This window comes from Luedemannella flava, from assembly GCF_039528515.1.
In the GTDB taxonomy this organism is placed as follows: Bacteria; Actinomycetota; Actinomycetes; order Mycobacteriales; family Micromonosporaceae; genus Luedemannella; species Luedemannella flava.
The window spans coordinates 19,792-37,890 of record NZ_BAAALT010000020.1 but is presented as its reverse complement, the minus strand read 5'-3'; the positions used below and the strand labels follow the sequence as shown (position 1 = coordinate 37,890).

Below are 18,099 nucleotides of genomic sequence, written 5' to 3'. Positions count from 1 at the left end.
GGGCAGCAAGGAGCGTCGATGAGTGAGGTCGGTACGGTGCGGCGACAGTCACCCGGCCCCGGCGCGGTGGCGCTGCTGTGGCTCGGTTCCCGGCCCACGCCATCGGTGGAGAGCTATACGCGTTTCCTGGCCGAGCGCGGCGTCCCGGTCCATCTCGTCGTGCTCGACCCGGCGCCCTGGGCGGAGCTGTGCGCCAACCCGGGACTGACGGTCCATGTCGTGCGGCAGGCCGAGGACGGCCTGTTCCTGCTGCGCCTCGAGCGCCTGGTCGTGTTCCGGCTGCCGGGCGCCGTGCTGAGCCGGCTGGTCCGGGTGGCCCGGCGGCTGTCGGGTCGCCTCGGGGACCGCGCGGCGTCGGTACGCCGTCGGCAGCGCGACGTGTCGCGCTTCGTCGACCGTCGGTTGTTCCGGCGTGTGTACCGGCTGGTCCGGCCCTGGCTGGTGGGCCGGCGGGTCGAGGCCGCGTTGCGCGCCGTGGACCTGCCCGAGCTCGAGCGCATCGTGGCGCTCGACCTCGCCAGCATCCCACTGGCGGCGCGCCTGGCCCGCAGATATCCCGCGGCGTTGCCGACCACCGACCGTGACTGGGCGCCGTACAAGCACCTGGTCCCGGCGCGCCCGCCCGCAGCCCGCAAGGCCCTTCCGCACAGGGCCCTGCCCCACAAGGCCGCCAAACGGTCGGTCAACCCGGCGACCCGGGTCGTGCGCCTGGCGCTGCCCGACCACTCCGCCACCGCGGGGGCCTGGCGGCTCCTGGTGCTGTCCGCACCCGAGCACATGTTCGTGCCGAAGGAGCTGGGCGAGAACGGCATCGCCGGGTACGAGCCGGACGCGCTCGCGTGCTTCCTGGCCATCCTGGACGTGGCCGGCCCCGGCGCCGTGTACGACGTGGGCGCCAACATCGGGCTGTACGCGGCGGTGGCCAGCACCCTGTCCACCCGCGCGGTGCGCGCGTTCGAGCCGACGCCCGCACTGGTCGACGCGGCCCGCCGGTTCGCGGCGGACAACGGGCTCGGCTTCGTCGTCGAGCCGTTGGCGCTGGGCGCCCGGAACGGGCACGCGACGTTCTACCTGTCCGACTCCACGGACAGCTCGAACTCGCTGGCCGAGGGCTTCCGCGCGTCCTCGGAGCAGTTGCGGGTCACGGTGGAGACACTCGACTCGTACGTGGAGCGGACCGGGCTCGTACCGGCCGTGCTGAAGGTCGACACCGAGACCACCGAGCCCGACGTGCTCGCGGGAGCCGAGCGGACCATCGCCCGGCACCGGCCGTGGATCCTCTGCGAGGTGCTGCGCGGCCGGGTCGAGGAGCGGCTGACCAGGGTCCTCGCGCCGCACGGCTACCGCTGGTACCACATCACCGACGCCGTGCCGTACCAGGAGAAGCAGGTCATCGCCGGTGACCCGAGCTACCGGCACCTCATGTGGCTGTTCGCCCCGGTCGAGCCCGACGCGGCGTTCTGGGCCCGGCTGCGCCGGCACACCGCGGCCCTGGCGGACTGCACGGTGGCACGCGCGGCCGAGCTTCAGTCGGCGCTTCGGGCGACGGCCGGCGACGGCGCCGCCGACCGCCGCGCGGCCTGGGCGTACGACGACGTCGGCGCCGGCCACAGCCGGCTGTAGACCTGTTCGAGGACCTCGGCCTGCGCCTCCCACGTCCACCCCGCCAGCAGGCCGGGCTTGTCGTAGGCGGCGCGGTAGCGGGCCAGGTCGGACACGACCGCGCGGACGGCGCGCACGTAGTCGGCGAGATCCTCGGCGCGGAAGACCTCGCCCTGCCCGGTCGCCCGGATCGTCGCCGCGGCCACCCGCACGTCGCTGGACACGATGGGCAGGCGGGCCTGGGAGTACTCGTAGAACTTGGTGGACAGCGCGATCTCGTAGTTGGGCCAGCGGTGGATCGGGCTCACCCCGACGTCAGCCGAGGACAGGAACTCCACCACGTGCCACGGGGAGACCATGGGCACGACGTGCAGGCGGTCGGCCACGCCGAGCTCCGCGGCACGATCAACCAGTTGCCGCACGTAGGGCTGGTCGGGGCGGGGTACGACGAAGGCGACGTGGACGTCGGGCAGGGCGGGCAGTCCGTCGACCATCAGGTCCATGCCCCGGTGCGACGCCGCCACCCCGCTGTACACCAGCAGCGGCGTGTCCGTGCCGACGCCGCACACCGCGCGCAGGTTGGGCGTGGGCGTGTCGTCCGCGATCGAGATGCGCCGCATCTCCGGCGTGTTGTGCACCACCGCGGGCCTGGCACGCAGCCCGTGTCGTTGGCGCAGCAGGTCCGCGAGATCATCGGAAACGGTCACCACGGCGTCGGCGACGGGCGCGTACTCCCGTTCCTGGGCGCAGTTGGCTTCCATCCAGCCGATGTAGGAACGCCAGGGCCGGATGCCGGGAAGGTACTCGTGGGCGTCCCAGACCAGCTTGACCGGGCGGCCCTTGGCCCGGGCCCGCAACGCGGCGCGCGCACCGACGCCGAGCATCCGGAAGTCGTTGGCGTGGATGATGTCGGGCCGCAGTTCGTCGATGCGCTGGGCGAACGCTATCTCGTACGCCCACAGGTGGGGGTCGACCCGTCGCCAGTAGCCCGCGCCGCCCACCGCCCGCCAGAACCACAGCCGGGCGCGGTCGCGCAGGTCCTGTCCGGCGTCGTTGGCGGCGCGGGTGGCGCGCAGTTGGCGGCTGCGGATCGCCACCCAACGGTGCGCCATCCGGATCAGGAGCAGTTCGGCGCGCTGCGCCAGCCGGCGTGCCCCGACCGCCCGGGCGGTGCCCGCCGCGACGGCCAGGTCGAGCCGCACCACGCGCTCGTCCCGTTGCGCGCGCCAGGCCCACATCTGCTGCTGGCGCAGCGTCACGATGCCCGTCTGCGGGTACGCGAGCGGCCGGGTGAGCCGGCGCCGGTATCCCCGGGTGCGCCGGGCCAGGGCGTTGGACACCGCCAGCAGCTCGACCCTGGCCCGGCCGAGTTCGAAGGTCTGCGGCTGTTCGTTCGGGGCACGTCCCAGCAGGGTCACGTCCCAGCCGGCCTCGGCCGCCGAGTACGCCGTCTTCTGCACGCGGGAGTCGCCATGAACCAGGGTGTCGACGATCATGACGATTCGACCGCGGGCGGCCGGACCGCTCGTCCCAGCTGATTGCATGAAAGCGATCTCCTCGATGCTCGGTAGGGGCAGGTCGAGAAACATTAGACCGGATGATCCGTCTAAAAGTGCACCATCCTACGCGTGTCTCCTAGCAGGGTTTAATCCGTTATATATGGAAACCACCCACACTTTGATCTTGGAGATGCCCCATGAGCGTCGGCGTCGCACAGGTCGGTTTCGGGTACTGGGGGCCTAATCACGCGCGGAACCTCAGCACCCTGGCCGGCCGGTCCTTCCGGTACATCGTCGAGACCTCCGAGTCCCGCCGGGCCGAGGCGGCCCGACTGCACCCGTACGTGCGGGTCGTGGAACACCTCGACGAGGCGCTCGACGATCCTGAGGTGCACGCCCTCGTCATCGCGACCCCCGCGGCCACCCACGCCCCGCTCGCCCGCCGGGCGCTCGACGCCGGCAAGCACGTCCTGGTCGAGAAACCCCTGGCCCTCAGCGCGGTCGACGCCGCGGGGCTGGCCGAGCGGGCCGACAAGCTGGGGCTCGTGCTCATGGTCGGCCACACCTTCGAGTTCGTCCCGGCGATCCGGTGGATGCGGGAGTACCTGCTCAGCGGCGAGGCGGGGGACCTGCTCTACCTCCACGGCCAGCGGCTCAACCTCGGCCGGGTGCAACACGACATCAACGCGTTCTGGTCCATCGGACCGCACGACGTGTCGATCGCGAACTACCTCGTCGGGAGTACCCCTGAATGGGTGTCCGCCCGGGGCGCGCGGTACCTCAACGACGATGTCGAGGACGTCATGTTCGTCACCGCCGGGTACCCCGGAGGGGTGCTGGCCCACATGCACGTCAGCTGGCTCGACCCGTCGAAGACCCGGCGCACGACGCTCGTGGGTAGCCAGCGCATGCTCGTCTACGACGACCTCGACCCCGACGCCAGCCTGCGCATCTACGACAAGGGCGTGGACCGGATGGAGGCCGACCCGTTCGGCGCCTGGCGCTACCGGATGCGCAGCAACGGCATGCACGCCCCCGCGCTGCCCACGGTGGAACCGCTCAACGCGCTGGTGAGCCACTTCCTCGACTGCGTACGCACCGGCGAGCAGCCGGTCGTGGACGGCTGGAACGGCGCCCGGGTGGTGGCGGCGCTGGAGGCGGTCGACGCCTCGCTGCGGGCCGACGGCGCGCGGGTGGAGGTGCGGCTGCCGTGGTCGATGCGCGACTGACCGCCGTCATCTGGCCCGACGTCCAGCTCGGCGCGGACGCCGTGGTGGAGGAGTTCTGCCTGGTCGGTCGGCCTGCCACCGACCAACCCACGCCCACGGTCCTCGGCGACGGCACGCTCGTGCGCAGCCACACCGTCATCTACGCGGGGGTCCGCGCCGGCGCCGGCTTCGCCACCGGCCATCACGCGCTCATCCGCGAGGACACGGTGCTCGGCGACGACGTGTCCATCGGGTCGCTGTCCGTCGTGGAGCACCACGTCAGCATCGGCGACCGGGTACGGGTGCACTCGCAGTGCTTCATCCCCGAGTACTCGGTGCTGGAGGACGACGCGTGGCTCGGGCCGCGCGTGACGCTGACCAACGCCCCCCGCCCACGCTGCCCGTCCGTGTCGTCCTGCATCGCCGGGGTCCACGTGGGCCGGGGCGCGCGGGTCGGCGCCAACGTGACCATCCTGCCCGGCGTACGGATCGGGGCGGGTGCCCTGATCGGCGCCGGCGCGGTCGTCACCCGGGACGTGCCCGACGGCGCGGTCGCGGTCGGCGTGCCGGCCCGGCACGTCGGCGACGTCGACCAGCTCGGCTGCCCCGCCGGCCTGGACCACCAGCCCTACCAGTTCCCGCACCAGCAAGCCCGCCACGACGCCTGCCAGGGAGGCCATCATGTCTATTCCGCTGGTTGATCTCAACGCCGCCTACGCCCGCCAGCGCGCCGACATCGACGCCGCCATGGCCGAGGTCGTGAACAGCGCCCAGTTCATCAACGGCCCGCAGGTCGGCCTCTTCGAGGAGGCGTACGCCGGGTTCTGCGGCACCCGCCACGCCATCGGCGTCGGCTCGGGTACGGCGGCCGTGCATCTGGCCCTCGTCGCGCTCGGCATCGGACCCGGCGACGTCGTGGCCGTGCCCGCGCACACGTTCATCGCCTCGGTGGAGCCGATCACCTGGCTGGGCGCGACGCCGCGCTTCGTCGACGTGGAGGAGACCACCGGCTGCCTCGACCCGGTCGCGCTCAAGGGTGCCATCGACGGCGTCCGCGCGGTCATGCCGGTGCACCTGTACGGCTGCCCGGCCGACCTGCCCGCCATCGCGGCCGTCGCCGAGGACGCGGGCGTGCCCGTCATCGAGGACGCCGCCCAGGCGCAGGGCGCCGAGCTCACCGCCCCGGACGGCACGATCCACCGGGCCGGCTCGTACGGGCGGATCGGCTGCTTCTCGTTCTACCCCGGCAAGAACCTCGGCGCATTCGGTGACGCGGGCGCGGTCACCACGGACGACGACGCGTTGGCGGCCTCGGTGCGGATGCTGCGCGACCACGGCCGCACCTCCAAGTACGAGCACCAGATCGTCGGGTACGCCCACCGCCTCGACACGCTGCAGGCGGCCGTCCTGCACGCCAAACTGCCCGGCCTGGCCTGGGCCAACGAGCGGCGACGGGCGCTGGCGGCCAGGTACAACAGCCTGCTGACCGGCGTCGGCGACCTGGTCGTGCCTATCGAACCGCCCGGCCGACGCGGCATCTACCACCTGTACGTGCTGCGTACCCGCCACCGCGACGCGTTGCTGGCCTTCCTGCGCGAACGGGGCATCGGCGCCGGCGTGCACTACCCGGTCCCGATCCACCGCCAGCCCGCGTACGCGCACCTCGGCGTGCCCGCCGGAGCCCTGCCGGTCACGGAGGCCTGGGCGCGCGAGTGCCTGTCCCTGCCGCTGTACCCGGAGCTCCTGGACGAGCAGCAGGCCCGCGTCGTCGCCGCGGTGACGGCGTTCTTCGAGACCGCGGTGTGACCCGCGACTTCCGGCCCGACATCGCGGGACTGCGCGGCGTAGCCGTCGCCCTGGTGCTGCTGTGGCACGCGGGCGTGCCGCTCGCGCCCGGCGGGTTCGTCGGCGTGGACGTCTTCTTCGTCATCTCCGGCTTTCTCATCACCGGTCTGCTCGTCGCCGAGCTCGACCGGACCGGCCGGATCGACCTGGTCGCGTTCTACGCCCGCCGCTCGCGGCGGTTGCTGCCGGCCGCGGGCGTCGTGCTGCTGGCCACGTTGGCGCTGGGCTGGTGGTGCCTGCCGGCCACGCGGTGGTCCGACACGGCCGGCGACGTCATCGCGGCCGCCGCGTACGTCGTGAACTGGCGGCTGGCCGACCAGGCCGGCGACTACCTCGCCCAGGACCAACCGCCCAGCATCCTGCAGCACTACTGGTCGCTCGCGGTCGAGGAGCAGTTCTATCTGATCTGGCCGGTCCTGCTCGTGCTCGTCGGCGCGCTCGTCGCCCGCCGACGGGCGTCGGCACGGCGGCACGCACGCGAGCCCGGGTCGCGCGTGCCCCGCGCCTGGCTGCTCGGCGCGGTCGCCGCGGTGGGCGTGCCGTCGTCCCTGTGGTCGGCGTACCTGACCGACGCCGAGCCGGAGCGGGCGTACTTCGTGACCACCACCCGTCTGTGGGAACTCGCGTTGGGCGGTGCCCTCGCCCTCGGCGCGGCCCGGTTGTCGCGCCTGCCCCGCCGGGTCGCCGCGTGGCTCGGTTGGGCCGGCCTGGCCGCGATCGGCGCGGCCCTCGTGGGGTTCGACCGGGAGACGTCCTTCCCCGGCTGGTCGGCCGCGCTGCCGGTCCTCGGCGCCGCCCTGGTGATCGCGGCCGGTCCCGCGGCGGGCCGGGCCGGGCCGGCCCGCGTGCTCGACACCGGGGTCCTCCGGGCGCTCGGTGCCATCTCGTACTCGCTGTACCTGTGGCACTGGCCCCTGCTCGTCGCGGCCGAGGCACGTTACGGGGAACTGTCCGCGCTCGCCGGCCTGGTGGTCGTGACGGCGTCCGTCGTGCCCGCGGCGCTGACGTACCACCTCGTCGAGAACCCGTTCCGCTACAGCCGGCACCTGGTGCGCGTGCCAGCCCGCGCGCTGCGGCTCGGGGCGCTCAGTGCGGGCGTACCCGTGCTCGTCGCGGTTGTCCTGCTGACGACCGTGCCGTCCGTGGCCGGCAACGCCCCCGGGTCCGCGCCCGGCGCCGCCGTCCTGCGGCCGCAGCCCCGGGACGACCCGGCCGGCTCGCCGGCGGACCGGGCCACCGTGGTCGTCCCGGACCCGGCCGTGGCCTCGGGTGACATGCCCGCGTCCTACCGGAAGGGTTGCCACGCGGGGACCTACGGCAAGCTCACGACGTGCGAGTTCGGGGATCCGGCCGGCCGCCTGACGGTGGCGGTGACCGGCGATTCGCACATGGCGCAGTGGCTGCCGGCGATCGAGCCCGTCGCCACGGAACTGGGGTGGCGCGGGCGCATGTACACGAAGTCCTCGTGCCCGCTGCTGGATGCCGAGATCGTCAAGCAGTCCGCCCGGCAGGTGACGTCGTGTCTCGACTGGAACCGCGACCTTCGCGCCCTGCTGTCGGGCCCGCACCGGCCCGACGTTCTCATCACCAGCAGTGCGCAGTACCACGTCCGCCTGCCCGGGGGCGGCACGTCCGGCCGGAACGACGCCGCGGTGGTCGACGCGCTCCGCCGGACCTGGCGTTCCTTTGTGGACGCCGGCACCCGCGTAGTCGTCCTCCGGGACACGCCGTACCCCGCGCGGCACATCGCGGACTGCGTCGCGGCGAACCGTACGCGGCTGACCCGCTGCGCGTTCCCCCGGTCGGCCGCGCTGACGGGGACCGGCGAGGCGCAGGAGGAGGCCGCGCGGGACCTGCCCGGCGTCACGCTCATCGACCTCAACGACGCGATCTGCCCCACCGAGCGGTGCGCCGCGGTGATCGGCGGCGTGCTCGTCTACCGGGACAAGAGCCACCTCACCGCGACCTACGCGGCGTCGCTGCGGCCGAGGCTGAAGGACGCCCTCTCGGCCGCGTTCGCCCGGTCACGGCCCTAGCGCGGACGGGCCTTGAGCCGCAGGCGGCGGCTTAGCCAGCCCGTCACGTGGGCCCACGTGACCGGCCGCAGGTCAAGCGCGACGTCGCCCTCGCGGTTCGTCTTGAAGGTCGCGCGGTACACACCCCGGCCCAGCTGGCGGTAGACGGTGCGGCCCAGGCGCGGACCGGGGATGCGGATCGGCGCGTCGCGCTGCTCGCCCAGCCCGGCCAGGCGCAGCGTCAGCGGATGCCGCACGCCGCCGGGCGGGCACGCCTCGACCAGGGCGGTGACGGGCAGCCGCGCCCCCAGGGGCGCGCCCGCGTCGGCGGTGAGCGGGACGCTCACCTCGCCGGCCGCCACGTCGACGCGGGTGGCCCCGAGCGGCAGCGTCGCGCCCGGCGCCACCCCCGCCGTGACCGTGACGGCCCACTGCCCGCCCCGCGCGGTCAGGTCCACGGAGTCCACGGTGAGCCCGCGGGCCACCAGGCCCGCGGCGTGGTCGGTGACGTCGAACCAGCTGTCGGGCAGGCCGAGCGTGGCGTCGCGGAAGCACGGGTACGCCGCGTACGCCCGGCCGTCGGACACGACCACCGGCGGCCCGTCGCGGACGTCGACCGCGAGCGTGGCGAGCAGGGCGTCCAGCGCGCCGGCCCGGGCCAGGCTGAGGCGCAGGCGGCGGCGCTGGTCGAGCTTCCCGCCGATCCCGTCGGTGAGGTACAGCTTCGCCAGCCGGCCCACGCCCGCGCAGATCCATTCCTGGTCGTCGCGTTCGAGGGCGAGCAGCCCGGGTTCGAGCAGCTTGGCCGCCTCCCAGGTGAGCTGGCGCCGGTGCACCGCGTCGCGCGCCGGGCCGGCGGGCAGGAGCCGCTCCGCGCACGCCATGATCGCTTCGGTGCAGCGCAGCCGCTCCTCCGGGTGCGCGCTGTACGTGATGTTGCTGGCGTCGCCGCGCCGTACCACGTGGTAGTAGATCTTGTCAGCGGCGACCGAGACGCGCCGGGCGTGCGTCAGGGCCGCGAGCGTGAACGGTTGGTCGCTGGAGACGCTCAGCTCCTCGGGGTAGCGGATCGCGTGCCGTTCGATGAGCGCCCGGCGGAACAGTTTCACGTTGGACAGCGACCAGGCCAGCGCCGAGGTCGCCAGGTCGATGTCCACCGCCGTACGGGCGAAGATGCCCTGGTGGACGAAGCGGCCGTTCTCGCCGGCCATCCGGATCGCGACGACGTCGCTGGCGTGCGCGTCGGCCATGGCGACCGCCGTGGCGAGCGCGTCGGGCTCGAGGTAGTCGTCGGCGCCGACGAAGAAGACGTAGCGACCGCGCGCCCGCTCCAGGCCACGGTTGCTCGGCGCGGCCGGGCCGCCCGAGTTCGCCTGGTGGATCACCTCGAACGTGCCCGGGTGCCGGCGGGCGATCCGGTCGAGCCGGTCGCCGCTGCCGTCGGTCGAGCCGTCGTTGACGAGGACGACCTGCATCCGGTCGAGGCCGATGGTCTGCCGGGCCAGCGAGGCGAGGCAGCGCTTGAGGTACGGCATCGTGTTGTACACGGCCACCACGACGCTGACGTCCGCCATCACGGCCCCCCACCTGGACAGATAAGCCTGTCCAGTGAGCAGAACGACCGGCGGGCGGGCCCGTTACTCCGCGGGCGGCCCATAGCGCTTCTTGAGGACGCGCCTCTTGTTGGTGCCCTCCGCGTTCACGCCCTTCTCGATGATCGCGAGGTTGTGGTAGAAATGCGCCGCGACCACATTGAGGTCCGTGTACGTGGGGTGGTAGTCCTCGTCGACGAACTCTTCGTAGTTGAGCCCGTCCACCAGGGACTTGAGCATGCTCATGGACGTGTCGGTCGCGTCGCGTTCCTGACGACCCCGCCACTCGGGCCAGTACGACGTCTGGGTGTCCTCGACGACGTAGATGCCGCTCGGGGCCAGCAGCGGGAACAGGGTCTGGAAGGTCAGGATGACGTGCGGGCTCAGGTGACTGCCGTCGTCGATGATGACGTCCAGCGTGCCGATGTCCCGCGCGATCGCGCGCAGCGTGTCCGGGTCGGACTGGTCGCCCACGTACGTGGTGATCCGGTCCTCCTGGACATGCGACTTGTCCTCGAGATCGAGGCCGAAGATCCGGGCCCGGGGGAAGAAGTGCTTCCACATGCGCAGCGACGCGCCGCCCGCGCCGGGGCGGTTGTAGCCGCCGATGCCGATCTCGAGGAGGTTGATCGGCTCGTCGCGCAGATGCCCCAGGTGGCGCTGGTAGTGCGTCGTGTACCGGTGGGTGCCCCACTTGTCGGTCTTGAAATGGACCGCGAGGCGCGTCAGGTCATGCGCGATGTCCCGGACGTCGACCGGAGCCCCGGTTGCCGGCGCCACGCGTCGCCGCCGCCCACGTGGCACGAGCGGCCGGAGAGCGCGCCGAGCCAAGGATCGTACCTTCATCGCATTTGCCCTTATCTACGCGGATAAGGGCAATCATAACGTTGTGTCTGGATTTGGTTGGTCGGCTGCCATAAATCAGGGCCGCGGGCCGCCGGTAGGTCCGGCAGCCCGCGGCCCTGATCGGGTCAGCTGGCGGCGTAGCCCGGCATCGGGAAGCCGGCCAGCAGGTCGGCGACCTCGCCGGCGACGCGGTCGAGCGCCGCCTCGTCGTCCTTGACCACCGCGGTGATGGCCTCGTCGTACCAGGTGGCGACCTGGGGCATGTGCTCTTCGGTGAGGCCGCGGGTGGTGATCGCGGCGGTGCCCAGGCGGATGCCCGACGGGTTCCACGGCTTGCGCGGGTCGTACGGCACGGTGTTGAAGTTGAGCTCGATGCCCGCCCGGTCGAGCGCCTTGGCGGCCGGCTTGCCCTCGACGCCCTTGTCGGTCAGGTCGATGAGGATCAGGTGGTTGTCCGTGCCGCCGGAGACGAGGTTGAAGCCCCGCTCGACCAGGGCCGCGGCCAGCGCCTTGCCGTTCGCGACGACCTGCGCGGCGTAGTCGCGGAACGACGGCTGGGCCGCCTCGCCCAGCGCCACGGCGATGCCGGCCGTGGTGTGGTTGTGCGGGCCGCCCTGCAGACCGGGGAAGACCGCCTTGTCGATGGCGGTTGCGTGCTCGGCCGTGCTCATGAGCATGGCGCCGCGCGGGCCGCGCAGCGTCTTGTGCGTCGTGGTCGAGATGACGTCGGCGTGGCCGACCGGCGACGGGTGCGCGCCGCCGGCGACCAGGCCCGCGATGTGCGCGATGTCGGCCAGCAGGACGGCGCCGACCTCGCGGGCGATCGCCGCGAAGGCCGGGAAGTCGATGGTACGTGGGATCGCCGTGCCGCCGCAGATGATCATCTTGGGCCGCTCGGCGAGGGCGAGCTCGCGCACGTGGTCCATGTCGATGCGGCCGGTCGCCCGGTCGACGGCGTAGTGCACCGGCCGGAACCACTTGCCGGTCGCGGACACCGGCGAGCCGTGCGTGAGGTGGCCGCCGTGGGCCAGCTCCAGCGACAGGAACGTGTCGCCCGGCTGCAGGAAGGCCAGGAACACGGCCAGGTTCGCGGGGGAGCCCGAGTACGGCTGGACGTTGGCGTGGTCGACGCCGAACAGCGCCTCGGCGCGGGTGCGGGCCAGCTCCTCGATCGGGTCGACGAACTGCTGGCCCTCGTAGTACCGCTTGCCGGCGTAGCCCTCGGAGTACTTGTTCGTGAGGACCGTGCCGGTGGCCTCCAGGACCGCGGCGGAGACGTAGTTCTCCGACGCGATCATGCGGAGCTTGTCGTGCTGCCGGGTCGCCTCGTCCTCGATCAGACCGGCGAGCTGCGGGTCCGCGGTGGCCAGATGCGACAGGTTGGGTACGTGCATGAGCGTTCCTCCTGGCAGGAGCCGGCGACCGGGTCACCCAGGCGCGCGGTGTTCCCGATCTGCGGTCGCTCCCCGGTGGTCGATTCCACCTCGCGTGCGCCAGTCGCGGTCGTCGACGCCCACCTTACCGCCTGCGTCAGCAGGGCGGGGAGGCGCGCCGGCCGGGACAGGACGTGCCGTGCGGCACAGTGCACCAGCGCCGTACTGGTCAGTCGCCGGAGTACAAGCGGGCGAGATCGATGAGTTCGACGTCTTCGCGATGTGCGGCAGTGTGTGTCAGGTCGGACGTGAAGCCGCCACGGGCGAAGAGAATCAGCTTGGGCGGCCGGGACACCCGTTCGGTGGGAACCAGGGCCCGGAGATGTTCGAGTCTGTCCAACTCGCTGATGTTCATCGGTGAGTTGGTTCCCTTCGCCTCACCGATGGCGACGACGGAGGAGCCATCGCTGGACGTCTTCTCCTGCACCACAACGTCGAGTTCGTGGCCCTGCTTGTGTTCCTGGCACGCGACAGTCGCGGGCAGCACTGAGCTCGGCGCACCGCCCAAAGTTCGTAGGTCTGCATAATCGCGGCACCAGGCCCGCGCCAGGTCCTCGAAATGGGGTCCGTAGATCCTTGACGCCACCGTGTCGGCCTGTTCCTGCCAGACCCGCTCGGCGCGTCCGGAGATCAGCTCAGGTTCGTGGCGGGAGATGATCAGTTGGTGGAGCCGCACCACCGGTTCGCTGATGCGATAGACGCCGCGCTTGCTGCGTAACGCATCGTCAACCCGGTTCAGCAGCCCGATGTTCTCGAGTCCGGTGAGTGGGTGAGCAATGGCCGTACTGGGCCGGCCGAGCGCCGCCGCGATCTCGCTGCGCCGGGTCCGGCCAGCGCTGATCGCTGACAATACTGCCGCGTACGAAGAAGGGTCTGTGATCGTCGGTTCCTCGCGGAGGAGCAGATTGCCTTCGCGGAACATGGCGGACGCGGGGTTGAGGAGTCGTCGCGTGACCCAGGCATCGAAGGATCGAGCGTCGGAGGGGCCCACGCCTCCGGACATTTCCAGGTAGGCGGGGGTTCCACCAAGCAGTGCGTTCACCCGGAACGCGAGCTCGGGCCGGTCCAGAAGTCCCCAGAACGCGGCGGCCTCCCGGTAACCGAACGGCCTGACCACCAGTTCCAGGACCGCGCGTCCCCGCAGGGGCGCGCCGCCACCAAGCAGTTGGGTCATGGTGGTCAAGGCGCTGCCACACAGGATGAGCCGGGTTCGGGTGTGCTCCTTGGCGTGGCTCAACGGGCTGAGCGCCTGTTGCAGGTACGACGGCAGCGCCGGCGTCGCGGCCGTGAGATAGGGAAACTCGTCGATGATGACGGGCACCTGCCGGTCTTCACCCAGGCGGAGCAATTCCGCCAGGGCCTGCCGCCAGTCGGTGAACGCGACGGGAACACCGAGACCTCGGTGCGCGGCGTAGGCGGCGCCGAGGTCAGCAAGGTTCATGGCCTCGGTCTGCTGCGTTGCCGCGAAGAGAAAGCCGCCCAACTCGCGGCTCAGGAGTTCGAGAAGCAGCGTCTTGCCCTGCCGGCGACGACCGTAGACCAGACCGAGCGTCGCGCCGGCAGTCGCGGACGAGGCGAAGTCGACCAGTTCAGACCACTCATGATCGCGGCCGAACAGGCGTGATGGCTTTACGGTCACGACAGAATGATAGCCAGACCTATAATAGGTCTGGCTATCATTCTCAGGCGGGCTACTCCGGGACGCGGCGGTAGGCGCCGTCGCTGGCGGAGGTGGCCATCGAGGCGTACGCGCGCAGGGCGGCGGACACGGGTCGCTCGCGGTCGACCGGCGTGTACGGCCGGTCGCGCTTCTCCTGGGCGATCCGCCGCGCGTCGAGCACGTCGTCGGCGACGTTCAGCGCGATCGACCGGGCCGGGATGTCGATGGCGATCTCGTCGCCCTCCTCGACCAGGGCGATCAGGCCGCCGCCGGCCGCCTCGGGGGAGACGTGCCCGATCGACAGGCCGCTCGTGCCGCCGGAGAAGCGCCCGTCGGTGATCAGCGCGCAGGCGCGGCCCAGCCCGCGCCCCTTGAGGAACGACGTGGGGTAGAGCATCTCCTGCATGCCGGGGCCGCCCTTGGGGCCCTCGTAGCGGATGACCACGACGTCGCCGGCGACGACGGACTTGTTGAGGATGCCCTCGACCGCCGACTCCTGGGACTCGAAGACCCGGGCCCGCCCGGTGAAGCGCAGGTTCTCCTCGGGCACGCCGGCGGTCTTCACGACGCAGCCGTCGGGCGCCAGGTTGCCGTGCAGGATGGCCAGCCCACCGTCCGCCGAGTACGCGTGCGCGATGTCGCGGATGCAGCCGTCGGCGGCGTCGGTGTCGAGCGTCTTCCACCGGTTCGTCGTGGAGAACGGCTCGGTGGTGCGCACCCCGCCGGGGGCGGCGTGGAACAGCTCGATGGCCTGCTCGCTGGCTCTGCCGCCGCGCACGTCCCACTCGCCCAGCCAGGTGTCCAGGTCGGGGGAGTGCACGGCGTGCACGTCGCGGTTGAGCGCGCCGGCCCGGTCCAGCTCGCCGAGCAGGGCGGGGATGCCGCCGGCCCGGTGCACGTCCTCCATGTGGTACTTCTGCGTGTTCGGCGCGACCTTGGACAGGCAGGGCACCCGGCGGGAGATCGCGTCGATGTCGGCGACGCCGAAGTCGAGCTCGGCCTCGCGGGCGGCGGCCAGCAGGTGCAGCACGGTGTTGGTCGAGCCGCCCATGGCCACGTCGAGCGCCACCGCGTTCTCGAACGCCGACCGGGTCGCGATGGCCCGGGGCAGCACGGAGGAGTCGTCGCCCGCGTAGTAGCGCCGGGCCAGGTCCACCACGAGGCGACCCGCCGTGGTGAACAGCTCGCGGCGCGCGGCGTGGGTTGCCAGCGTCGAGCCGTTGCCCGGCAGTGACAGGCCGATGGCCTCGGTGAGGCAGTTCATCGAATTCGCGGTGAACATTCCGGAACACGAGCCGCAGGTGGGGCAGGCGGAGCGCTCGATCGTGTCCAGCTCCGCGTCGGTGACCTTCTCGTCGGCGGCGGCGATCATGGCGTCGATCAGGTCGAGCTTGTGGGTCACGACGCCGTCGATGGAGACGGTCTTGCCGGCCTCCATCGGGCCGCCGGAGACGAAGACCGTCGGGATGTTGAGCCGCAGCGCGGCGAGCAGCATGCCCGGGGTGATCTTGTCGCAGTTGGAGATGCAGACCAGCGCGTCGGCGCAGTGCGCCTGCACCATGTACTCCACCGCGTCGGCGATGAGCTCGCGGGACGGCAGGGAATACAGCATGCCGCCGTGACCCATGGCGATGCCGTCGTCCACCGCGATCGTGTTGAACTCGCGGCCGATGCCGCCGGCCTCCTCGATCGCCTCGCTGACCAGCGCGCCGAGGTTGCGCAGGTGGACGTGGCCGGGGACGAACTGGGTGAAGCTGTTGGCGACGGCCACGATCGGCTTACCGAAGTCGGCGTCGGTCATCCCGGTGGCCCGCCAGAGGGCCCGGGCGCCGGCCATGTTGCGGCCCGAGGTGGACGTGGTGGAACGGAGCTGCGGCATGTGCCCAAGTGTGGCACCGCTGGCCGGAACGGCAAGTCACCGGCACGCGCAGCGTCCACGGGGCGGGAGTCATGATCAGGGAGTTCCGTGCCCGGGTGTCCGGTATCCACCGGACGCGCACGGGATCTCCCACGCGGGTGCGGGATAGGGCAGAGTGTGACCCGTGCCCCTCACCCCCGGGCTCCGCTCCATTGTGGAGATCACCGCGTTCGCCGGCGGCGGAGTCGCCGTCCTGTGCGTCCTCGCGGTGCTCGGCGCGCTGCGCGCGCTCCGCGACGCGTGGCGGCGGGCGTACGTGTGGCTGTGTGTGGGGATGGCCGCGAGCGCGGTCGCGCTCGCGGTGACCGCCCTTGCGGCGCACGGCGCCGACCGGGCGACGCCGGTCGCCTGGACGGCCGCGGTCGGCGGCGTCCTGGCCGCGGCGCCGTTCGTGATCGGCCTGCTCGACCTGCTCGGCCCCGACGCCGGCGCCCGGGCCAAGCTGCGCCACGGGCTGGACGGGTTCATCCTCGGCTCCAGTATCTTCTTCGTGGGCTGGATCGCGTTCATCGCGATCGCCGACGACCCGCTGACGCCCGGCCTGACCGCCCGGTTCCTGGTGATCGCCCTGCCCGCTGCCGTGGCCGCGTGCGTGGCCGGGCTCGCCGTCATGACCGCGGCGCGGGCGGTCACGCCGCGGCGGTTCGCCGTGCTCGCGGCCCTCGGCGCCGCCCTGGTCGCGGTGGGCGGCCTCGCGGGCGTACTCGTGTGCTGTTTTCCCGAGGCCGTGCGTGCGGGCAGTTCCGTCATCCCGGTCAGCGTGGGTTGCGTGTGCATCGCGGTCGCGGCGATCCTCGTGGGCCGCTCGGGCGCCGAGGTCGCGACGGTCGCCGAGCGCCAGCCGAACCACCTGTGGCTGACCCTGTGCGTCGGCGCGGCGTTCGTCGCCGCGGCCTTCGAGCTGATCACCACCGGGCAGCTCGCGGCGGTGAGCGCGATCGCCGGCGCCGCCGTCCTCCTGTCGCTGTTCGCCCGGCTGACCATCGCGCTGCGCGACGTCAGCGGGCACGCCGACAAGCTGGAGGTCAGCGAGAAGCACTTCCGCGTCATGGCGTACACGGATCCGCTGACCAACCTTGGCAACCGGCGGCGCCTGACCGAGCTGCTGCGCCACGAGCGCCCCGCCCGGGGCCTGGCCGCCGTCGTCGCGATCGACCTGGACGGCTTCAAGAACATCAACGACCTGCACGGTCACGAGGTCGGCGACGCCGTCCTGCTGGAGGTGGGCCGGCGGCTGCGGGCCAGCATCCGCCCCGGCGACGTGGCGGTGCGCCTCGGCGGCGACGAGTTCGCGGTGCTGACCTGGGCGCCCGAGGAGGTCGCCCGCACGGTCGCCGACCGGCTGCTCGTCGTCCTGTCCCGGCCGTACCAGGTGGGCGGGGTGACCGTCGACATCACGGCGAGCATCGGCCTGGCCAGCGGCGAGCCGTTGACCGTGTTCCGGCACGCGGACGTGGCGCTGCGGGTGGCCAAGCAGGGCGGCAAGAGCCGGGTGCAGCACTACGACAGCACGTACGACGGCTGGATCCGCCGCCGCGTCACCCTCGAACAGGGCCTGCGCCGGGCGATCGGTCGCAAGGAGCTGAGCCTGAGCTACCAGCCCGTCGTCGCGCTGCCCGGCGGGAAGCCGGTCGGTGTGGAGGCGCTGCTGCGCTGGCGCCATCCCGAGCTGGGTCCGGTGCCGCCGGGGGAGTTCATCCCGGTCGCTGAGGAGATCGGCATGATCGGCGAGCTGGGCCGGTGGACCGTGCACGAGGCCTGCCACCAGCTCTCCCTCTGGCTCGCCGAGGGCCACGACCTGTGGCTCGCGGTGAATGTGTCCGTGCGGGAGCTGCGGGGCCTGCGCTACGCCGAGCACGTCGCCGAGGTGCTGCGCGAGCACCACGTGCCGCCGCGGCGGCTCGTGATCGAGGTCACCGAGCAGAGCGTGGCGGACGATATCGAGGAGCTGGCCCGCCCGTTGGCCGCCCTGCGGGAGCTGGGCGTGCGGGTCGCGCTGGACGACTTCGGCTCCGGCTACTCGTCGCTGGGCCAGCTGTGGAAGCTGCCCGTCGACGTCATCAAGATCGACCGTGAGCTGGTGGCCGAGCCGGCCCGCCCGGGCGGCGAGGGAGTGACGCCCACCACGGCCGGCCCGCTCGTGGACATCGTGGTGCAGTTGGGCGAGCGGCTCGGGCTGCAGGTCGTCGCCGAGGGTGTCGAGGACGATGACCAGCGCTCGATCGTCGAGCAGGCCGGTTGCCACCTCGGTCAGGGCTATCTCTTCGGCCGGGCCATGCCCGCCGAGCGGGTGGAGGCTCTGTTGGCGGGCGCGGACGCGGAGTCCCTGGTAGACCCCAGTGAGCCATGATCGTTCACCACGATGTGAGATGAGTTGACGCGCGGCATGAGATGAGGCAGTCTGTGGTCATGTCGCACACCCGGCTCGTCCGAGTACTTCTCCGATAGCGCGTCGACCCCAGGTCGATGCGCTAGCCCGCG

At 72.1% G+C, this 18,099-nt stretch carries 12 protein-coding genes and 1 riboswitch; of the genes, 6 read left to right on the top strand and 6 right to left on the bottom strand.

Going from position 1 to position 18,099, the window contains the following annotated elements:
* The first annotated feature begins 18 nt into the window (after positions 1–18).
* Positions 19–1,623, top strand: a complete 1,605-nt coding sequence (locus tag ABD211_RS04845; RefSeq protein WP_344126624.1) for an FkbM family methyltransferase — start codon at positions 19–21, stop codon at positions 1,621–1,623.
* Here the strand turns inward: ABD211_RS04845 and ABD211_RS04840 are convergent.
* A complete protein-coding gene (locus ABD211_RS04840) occupies positions 1,527–3,098 on the bottom strand; it encodes a glycosyltransferase family 4 protein (protein WP_344126621.1) in 1,572 nt (523 codons plus the stop codon). The two genes, ABD211_RS04845 and ABD211_RS04840, sit on opposite strands and share 97 nt — an antisense overlap.
* A gap of 200 nt (positions 3,099–3,298) precedes the next feature.
* Between ABD211_RS04840 and ABD211_RS04835 the strand changes: the two genes are divergently transcribed.
* The 4 genes from ABD211_RS04835 to ABD211_RS04820 are packed head-to-tail and all read left to right on the top strand — an operon-like array spanning position 3,299 to position 8,190.
* Positions 3,299–4,330 carry a Gfo/Idh/MocA family protein gene (locus ABD211_RS04835; RefSeq protein ID WP_344126619.1) on the top strand — a complete coding sequence of 344 codons (1,032 nt, stop codon included), beginning with the start codon at positions 3,299–3,301 and terminating at the stop codon, positions 4,328–4,330.
* Positions 4,312–5,010: an acyltransferase gene (locus tag ABD211_RS04830; RefSeq protein ID WP_344126617.1), complete on the top strand. Its 699-nt coding sequence runs from the start codon at positions 4,312–4,314 to the stop codon at positions 5,008–5,010. The genes ABD211_RS04835 and ABD211_RS04830 overlap by 19 nt, the downstream gene beginning before the upstream one ends.
* Positions 4,991–6,115, top strand: coding sequence for a DegT/DnrJ/EryC1/StrS family aminotransferase (locus ABD211_RS04825; RefSeq protein WP_344126615.1), 1,125 nt, complete (start codon positions 4,991–4,993; stop codon positions 6,113–6,115). The genes ABD211_RS04830 and ABD211_RS04825 overlap by 20 nt, the downstream gene beginning before the upstream one ends.
* Positions 6,112–8,190, top strand: a complete 2,079-nt coding sequence (locus ABD211_RS04820) for an acyltransferase family protein (protein ID WP_344126613.1) — start codon at positions 6,112–6,114, stop codon at positions 8,188–8,190. Before ABD211_RS04825 ends, ABD211_RS04820 begins: the two co-directional genes overlap by 4 nt.
* Here ABD211_RS04820 and ABD211_RS04815 read toward each other — a convergent pair.
* The 5 genes from ABD211_RS04815 to ilvD all read right to left on the bottom strand — a co-directional run bounded on the left by ABD211_RS04815 (position 8,187) and on the right by ilvD (position 15,579).
* A complete protein-coding gene (locus ABD211_RS04815) occupies positions 8,187–9,743 on the bottom strand; it encodes a glycosyltransferase (RefSeq protein ID WP_344126717.1) in 1,557 nt (518 codons plus the stop codon). The genes ABD211_RS04820 and ABD211_RS04815 overlap by 4 nt on opposite strands.
* Before the next feature lie 63 nt (positions 9,744–9,806).
* Complete coding sequence (locus ABD211_RS04810; RefSeq protein ID WP_344126611.1) at positions 9,807–10,541, bottom strand: class I SAM-dependent methyltransferase; 735 nt, start codon at positions 10,539–10,541, stop codon at positions 9,807–9,809.
* Between the two features lie 191 nt (positions 10,542–10,732).
* Positions 10,733–12,001 (bottom strand): serine hydroxymethyltransferase, encoded by a 1,269-nt coding sequence (locus tag ABD211_RS04805; protein WP_344126609.1) that lies wholly within the window; start codon positions 11,999–12,001, stop codon positions 10,733–10,735.
* A 28-nt stretch (positions 12,002–12,029) separates the two neighbouring features.
* Positions 12,030–12,118: riboswitch (ZMP/ZTP riboswitch) on the bottom strand.
* Between the two features lie 91 nt (positions 12,119–12,209).
* Positions 12,210–13,679 (bottom strand): AAA family ATPase, encoded by a 1,470-nt coding sequence (locus ABD211_RS04800; RefSeq protein ID WP_344126607.1) that lies wholly within the window; start codon positions 13,677–13,679, stop codon positions 12,210–12,212.
* A 52-nt stretch (positions 13,680–13,731) separates the two neighbouring features.
* On the bottom strand, positions 13,732–15,579 hold the full coding sequence (ilvD, locus tag ABD211_RS04795) for a dihydroxy-acid dehydratase (protein WP_344126605.1): 1,848 nt from the start codon (positions 15,577–15,579) through the stop codon (positions 13,732–13,734).
* Between the two features lie 163 nt (positions 15,580–15,742).
* On the opposite strand from ilvD, the gene ABD211_RS04790 reads away from it, so the two are divergent.
* Positions 15,743–17,968, top strand: a complete 2,226-nt coding sequence (locus ABD211_RS04790; RefSeq protein ID WP_344126603.1) for a putative bifunctional diguanylate cyclase/phosphodiesterase — start codon at positions 15,743–15,745, stop codon at positions 17,966–17,968.
* Positions 17,969–18,099: the final 131 nt, after the last annotated feature.